This is a genomic window from Anaerolineae bacterium (assembly GCA_014360855.1).
GTDB lineage: Bacteria > Chloroflexota > Anaerolineae > JACIWP01 > JACIWP01 > JACIWP01.
The window spans coordinates 1-7,152 of sequence record JACIWP010000172.1; the positions used below are offsets into that span (position 1 = coordinate 1).

Sequence of the window (7,152 nt, forward strand, 5' to 3'; positions counted from 1 at the left end):
GCGCCCATCCCCCACAGCACCGACCTGCGGATAAATTTCCGCCGGGTCATCCGCCCGGGCCGCATGGAGCGCGGAATGGATTGCAGGGAAGCGCACCACCCAGAGGGCATGGGGAATCCTCCCTTCCGGTGTGTTGTGTGCGGAAAAGAATGTGCCCGGAACGGCCGGCCCGCAGGGGATGCTACCCGCGCTTTTCAAACCACCCTTCGCGAGCCATGACGTCCAGCACGACCGCGTTGCTGGGGGAGTCCCCCCGGGCGACGAACACGCCCACCTTCGGTCCCACCGCCTGTGCCAGCTCCGCGATGTCATGGTGGGTGAAGCCGGGACAGAGAAGCACGGCGTGGATCCCCTCTTCGGCAACCAGCCGCCGGCAGACCTCCAGGGCCTGTGCCTGATTTCGCACCACTTGCACGAAGAGCTGGTACATCGGCGTTTCCACTACGCTCTGATGTCTGTCCGGTTCGGCATCGGGAGCATGGGCCAGGAACAGCGCCTTGAACGCCATCTGACATCACCCCCTTTCAAACCGCCGGGTTCCATATCGCAGGATAATCCCCAGCGCGAAGAGCGCCGTCACGCCGACCACGATCCAATAAGAGGATAGAAACATTCCCATTCCCAACAGGGCAGACGCGACCGTATTGGACTTGGGTTGCATTGTAGTGCGGGTCGCGTGCGCTGTCAAGGGGAGCGCTTCACCCCCTCCTGCATCAGCGGCCAGGCCCATCCCACCCCCAGCTCAATCAGTTTGGCGCGGGTAGGGATGCCGGCGTCGTCCCACCCCATCATGGCATAATACAACTGCAGGGACTCCCGGAACGCCTGCCGGTCCAGGGGCACTCCCTTCGGCGACGCCTCGATCGGCTCAAAGAAGCGCGCCGGCAGGGTATCATCCTTCGCCGTCATCCCGCGCCGCACATTGACCGCCCGCGCCAATGTCACGCTCCGCTCCCCCACCTTCGTCAGCTCGAACATGTTGGTGTTCCAACCGGTGGCCGCCCGCACCGCCTCCGCCACCAGCGGGAAATCGGTCATGTAGGGCTGGCCAAAACACAGCTCCAGCACGTTAAACAGGCTCCACCAGTTCACATCATACACAAACAGGCGCACCTTTTCCGGCGTCAGCTCGGTCGCTTTGATGGGGTCCAGGATGCCCAGGGAACGAATGCGGTTGAACATGGGGTTGGTCTCGTCCTCGTACCAGACATCGTGCACATTGTGGACGTGGTCAGCGCCCGTGGGCGAGACGGCGTAGCCCAGGCCGATCAGGTGCTTGGCACGCGGCTCATGCATGGGGATCTCCTGGCCCTTCACATGCATGGCGTACTGCTCCGTGCCCCGCCCGATTTTCTGGGAAGCGCGGTACACGCCCTCCGCCAGCAGGTCGCCAAAGCCCTGGCGCTCGGCGATCATCTGGACGAGCCGCACCACCATGTCCCCATCGCCGAAGCGGAGTTCCAGGCCGCCCGTATCCTCTTTGGTCAGGAGGCCGCGCTCGAAACACTCCATGGCCCAGGCGATGTTCACGCCGGCAGAGATGGTATCGATCGTATAGGCATTACAGATCTCGTTGGCCTTGCACAGCGCCGCCAGATCGTCCACCCCCACCAGCGAGCCCAACGCCGCGCCGGTCTCGTACTCGGGGCCGCCGTACGTCGGGCTGATCTCATACGGATCATGCGCCTCCACCACGCGCTTGCACTTGTTGCGGCAGGCGAAACAGCTATCGCGGTCAATGAGCAGGGTCTCGGCCAGGGTGGCGCCAGTGATTTTGTGCGCGCCGGCAAAGGAGCCGGCACGGAAGTTGTACGTCGGCAGGGCGCCGGCGGCGCTCAACGCCTCCAGGCTTCCAATAGTGCCCAGGTTGGCGTTGCATTCCTCCAATGACGGCCCCCGCTCCCGATAGGCCTGGACACAGCGCTGGATGCCGGCCGGATCCGCCACCGACACCTGCTTATGGGAGCCGCGCACGTAGATGCCCTTCAGCCGCTTGGAACCCATGACCGCACCCATGCCGCACCGGCCGTAGAAATGGGTGATGTCATTGGCGATGCTGGCATAGCGCACCAGCTTCTCCGCCGCCGGCCCGATGGACGCCGATCGGATGCGCCGCTCGCCCAGCTCATCCTTCACCGCCTCCAGCGCTTCGGCGGTCTTCAGCCCCCACAGGCGCGAGGCATCGCGCAGTTCCGCCTGGCCATCGTGAATCCACAGGTAGACCGGCTTCGGGGACTGGCCCTGGATGACGATGGCGTCGAAACCGGCGAATTTCAGCTCCGCCCCAAAGAACCCGCCCGATTCGCTCTCCCCATAGCCGCCGGTGAGGGGATTATAGGCGCCGGCGCTGTTGCGCCCGCTGTAGCCGATGGGCACACCCGTCAGCACGCCCGTGGCGAAAATCAGCGGGTTGTCCGGCCCCAGCGGGTCCGCATCGCGGGGCGCCTCCTTCAGCAGATAATAGGCGATGATGTTGCGCCCGCCCATATAGGTGCGGTAGAACTTGTCATCGGGGGATTCCGTCCAAATGCGGCCGTCAGAGAGGTTGACCCGCAGGATCTTGCCGACGTATCCGAACCCCATGGCGAACCTCCTTGCTCAGAATGGACTGGTGTTATGCTTGTCAGACCACTATGCCCAGTATAGCATGAGCGGTGGGTTTTGACAACCGCCCGCTCCAGGCGTATCATCGCGGCAGTTTTGCTCATATCTTGCTGTCAGGAGGTGCATCATGTCCCGCCAGGTGATCGCCACACCGAAGGCGCCGGCCGCAGTCGGCCCCTATTCCCAGGCCATCAAGGCCAACGGCTTCGTCTTCACCGCCGGCCAACTGGGCCTGGACCCCGCCACCGGCAAGCTGGTCGAAGGGGATGTCACGGACCAGGCACGCCAGGCCCTGAAAAACCTGCAGGCCATCCTGGAGGCCGCCGGCTCCTCCCTGGAACAGGTGGTCAAGGTCACCGTGTTTCTGAAGGATATCAACGATTTCAAACGGGTCAATGAGGTATATGCGGAGTTCTTCACCACCCAGCCGCCGGCGCGTTCCGCAGTGCAGGTCGCCGCACTGCCCCTCGGCGGCCTGGTCGAGATCGAGGCCGTCGCAGTTGCCCCGTGACAAAAAGCCTCCCGCAGGAGCTCTTCCTGCGGGAGGTTCTTTATCGGCCCCCGCCGGCGTATAAGAGGATAAGAGGCAGAAGGGTTCTCCCCATGCCGGCGCCCCGCAGAGCCACCATGCCGTCCGCAGGGTTCGCCGCGTTGCTGAAAATCACCAGCGTGTCGTTCCAAACGCCCGAGGCCGGCGGCGTGAAGGCGATGACGAAACTCTCGTACTGGCCGCGCGGGATGACCAAGGGAAATTCCGTCGGACGCGCCAGCCGAAAAGCCCTTCCATCCACGAACGATGCGCCGGTGATGACAAGATTGGCACAGCCATTGGCAATGGGCGGAAAAGAGACCCACACCTCTTCCTGGGCTGTGCGGCCGGCCGGCAGGCTCCCGAAATCAATGCTCCGGCGGGAGACAGCGATGCGTACCTCGCACGCCGGCGTGGCCGTCAGGGTGGGTGTTGGCCCCAGGGTGGCGGTCGCCGTCGGTGTGGCCGTGCTGGTAGCCGTGGCGGTCGGGGTGGGCGTGAAGGCCGGCGTGACCGTCCAGGTCGGGGTGGCCGTCTCAGTGGGCGTATAGGTGATCGTCGGTGTGGCCGTCCGGGTGACGGTCGGCGTCGGCGTGGAGGTCGGCATGACGGTGGCGGTCGGGGTGGCAGTAGGGATCACCGCCGGCACCTGGTAGACGATCTGCAGTTTCGGACGCGAGGCCGGCGAAACGGTATATTCGGAAGAGGCGAAGCGGTAATACAGGCTTCCCTGCCCCGGCCCCAGGAGCAGGACGCCGAAATTGCCGGCGGGATCCCGCACCCAATCCGCCACCAGCGAGGTGATATCGAAATTCAGCCACGTGTTGATGTTGGAGGCGGTCTGCACCGCCGCCGGGGTGGTGTCATAATCACCGCCGGGCGTCTGCCAGGGGACGCCGGCGCGCGCCGTGTTCCACGTCGCCGCCGCCTCCTCCCAGGCTTTCGTCACCCGATGCACCGTGATCACCATGGACTGGCTGGGATAGCGGTATGTCGGCCATATGCTCAATGTGGCCTGCAGGATCGTGGCGTACGGCGGGATGCTCGACAGGTCAAAGGCCACCAGCACGCGCAGGGCATTATCGCCGCGCAGCCACAGCGCATCTTCCGCGCCGTGAGCCTGGTTGGGATTCCAGGCATCCAGGCTGGTGTCCCGGACGCCCTGGTAACCGTCCAAGCCGCGCTGGAGCACAATGGTGGTGGGCACCGGCGAGGCTGTCGGGGTCGGTGTATAAAGGGGGGTAGGCGTCGGCGTGGGAGTTGGGATAAAGTAGCTGACGCTGAGGTAGGGGCGTTTGCCGGCATCCGCATATTCCCGCGAATATGCCGAATAGCGCACATAGGGATGCACGCCGGCCTCGCCTCGGATCAACACGCCCTCGTTGGGCAGTGCGCCGCTGACCCACTCCTGCACCAGCGCGGTGATATCCCACGAGGCCCATCCTAGGCCCGTCAGGATGGTGATGGCCGCCGGCTCCCCGCGGCGGTCGCCCGGCACGCCGTTGGCCCCGCCGGCGGACCAGGCCTGCCCCACAGCCGCCTGTCCCCAGGTCGCCTCATGTTCCACCCAATGACGATTCACGGCATACACCGCGGCGGTAATGGTATCCACGGCACTGCGCTCGCCGAAATAGAGATACATTTGGGCGCTGGTGATAATGGCATCCCGGGGGATTTCGGAAAGGTCAAAGCGCAGGAGGATCTCCTGCCGGCTGTCCTCCACCACTTGCAGCATAGGGTTGGCGCCAAAATTCACCCCAGGCTGATACAGGTCCAGGGTCGTATCCGCCTCGGCCAGGGCGTCATCGCGGCCGGTGGCCGGCACGGTAGGGGTGGAAGTGCCGGCCGGCGTGGCGGTCATGGTTGGCGTCGGCGTGCGGGTCGGTGTGACAGCGGACGAAGTAGCGGTGCGCGTCGGGGTGAGGGTCGGCGTGGACGTTGCTCCGCCGGCCGGGGTGGCGGTGGGCGTCGGGGCGGGAAGGAGCGCCGGCTGGCGCTCCACGACGACCATATGGATGATCTCGTCCCCATCGCCCCGGCAGTCAATGTGGAAATCGCTTCCACCGGCCCCTCGGTTGGAGAAGAGCGCATCGTAGAGCACGAAGCTCACCCGCTTCCATGTGCCCGTGTTGGTCTTATACACGATGCCGGCGCTCTCCGCCGGCGAGTTCGCGCCGTCGTACTTCAGCTCCCAGGCGTCATAGCCGCGGTCGAAGTAGGTCACCGTGATGGTCACCGGGGCAGTGGTGGTGAAGGCATCGTCCAGCTTGAAGAACATATAGGGGTTGCCGCTGGCCTGGTCGGTGCGGCGGGTGATCCAGCCCTCTTTCGTGCCGGCGAGGTAGCTCACGTTCACCTCGTCCACCAGCGATCCCTGCTGAATCTCGTATCCCTCGCAGTAGTCCTGGGCGGTGCGTGAGGTCTGCTGGGGGTTGCAAAAGCCGTCGCGCCAGGTGATGGCGCGCGTGTCGCCGCCAGGCACCGTATCGTCCTGGGTGAGCCATTCGCCGAAGTTGCCCCGCTCGGCGTACCAGTAAAAGCCGGATTCGCGCAGTGCCACCCAGGCCGCCGGCGCCGTGCTCACATCCTGGCCCAGCAGGCGGTTGGCGAAGCGCAGGATGTCGGCGTTGGCGGTGTCGGTGATGATCTGCCGGCCCAGCACCAGATAATCGGCATGTTTCGCCAGCCCGCTCAGGATGCCCCAGTACGCCAGCGTGGAATCGGCGAGATAATAGGGGTACGTCCCCTCCCAGGCGATCGGGACCTCCGTCCAGTGGAGCAGGATGGGGTCGTAAGCCCCACATTGGTAGAGCGAATAGCCGGGATCGTTGATGACAGTGGCATCGGCGTCCGCGGCCAGCCCGTTGTGCTTCAGCCCCACTCCCAGCGAGGCGGCATAATTGGTGAACTCGCGGCGCTCGCAGGGCGAGAGGAAGCGCGGCGCGAACTGCAGGAACAGGGGCTTGTTGCGGAAGGCCTGGCGGTAGATATCGGTGATGGCATTGACTGTGGCGATCCATTTGGCGCTGTCCAGGCCGGCGGCTTTCAGGCAGTCGTTGGCGCTGGCGTCCGCCGGCGTCGTCTCGCCGTACATGCCCACCGAAATCTGCACCCAGGCGACGCGCGGGTCGTTATCATAGCGGGCGGCCAGGGCGCGCACGAAGTTGCCGAATTTCTGCTGATAGAGGGGGTTCCAGTAATGCGGGATGCGCTTGCCGCCGCAGTAGGCAGAGGGCACGCCGGCGTTATACACCCACAGCGGTGTGGTGCTGTCCGCTGGGGATTCGTTGCGGAAGGTGTCCACCGCAATGCCCACCGGCTTACCGGCGGCCTCCTGATTGTCCAGCCAGGTATCGATGAGGCCCCATTGATACTGCCCCTCGGCCGGCTCCAGCGCGCTCCAGGACCAATCCTGGTGCCCTCCTACAATGATGCCGGGATAGTTGGCCGGCGTCAGGCCGGAGCGGCTGTCGTCCTGGAACACGTAGATGCCCGGGGCAGGGACGCGCGGGGCGGAGAACTGCGCCTGGGCCCCCGCCGGCGAACGAGCATCCACCGGCAGGCCTCGATACAGCACAATGAGCATCAGCAACAGCCCACCCACTCGCGCGGCCCAGCGCGCGGCCACAGAGCTTTTCATCACTTACCACCCCTGGAGATGCGTTATGCGAAGCAAAGGCCGGCGTTGCACAATTGGCCTATACATTATATAATGACGGGAAACTGACCACCTCGTCACGGCATACAACGCCGGAAAATCCGATTCCGCCCCGAGTATAACAGACGAACCGTAAAGGGACAAAACGGGCCAGGAAAGAGGTGCGCATGGCTTCACTGCAACCGGATAAACCCCTGGAAGCGTGGCAGGTATTGGGAGAGCGGGTCGTATATGACAATCTCCCCTGGCTGAGGCTGATCGAACAGCATGTGCTGTTGCCCAACGGCCGGCATATCGAGCGATATCTGGTCAGCGAAGGCCCCGACGAGGTGATGATGTTCCCCGTGACCCCGGAGGGCCT

At 64.5% G+C, this 7,152-nt stretch carries 5 protein-coding genes; 2 read left to right on the plus strand and 3 right to left on the minus strand.

Annotated features, from left to right (window positions below):
• Positions 1-181 precede the first annotated feature (181 nt).
• Positions 182-508: a hypothetical protein gene (locus H5T60_09940; protein MBC7242751.1), complete on the minus strand. Its 327-nt coding sequence runs from the start codon at positions 506-508 to the stop codon at positions 182-184.
• Positions 509-684: 176 nt separating this feature from the next.
• Positions 685-2,583, minus strand: a complete 1,899-nt coding sequence (locus tag H5T60_09945) for an aldehyde ferredoxin oxidoreductase family protein (GenBank protein ID MBC7242752.1) — start codon at positions 2,581-2,583, stop codon at positions 685-687.
• 148 nt (positions 2,584-2,731) lie between these two features.
• On the opposite strand from H5T60_09945, the gene H5T60_09950 reads away from it, so the two are divergent.
• Complete coding sequence (locus H5T60_09950; protein ID MBC7242753.1) at positions 2,732-3,115, plus strand: RidA family protein; 384 nt, start codon at positions 2,732-2,734, stop codon at positions 3,113-3,115.
• A 40-nt stretch (positions 3,116-3,155) separates the two neighbouring features.
• On the opposite strand, the gene H5T60_09955 is transcribed toward H5T60_09950, so the two are convergent.
• Positions 3,156-6,773 (minus strand): DNRLRE domain-containing protein, encoded by a 3,618-nt coding sequence (locus tag H5T60_09955; GenBank protein MBC7242754.1) that lies wholly within the window; start codon positions 6,771-6,773, stop codon positions 3,156-3,158.
• Between the two features lie 185 nt (positions 6,774-6,958).
• Here H5T60_09955 and H5T60_09960 point away from each other — a divergent pair.
• A partial coding sequence (locus H5T60_09960; GenBank protein ID MBC7242755.1) for a hypothetical protein occupies positions 6,959-7,152 on the plus strand: 194 nt, incomplete at its 3' end.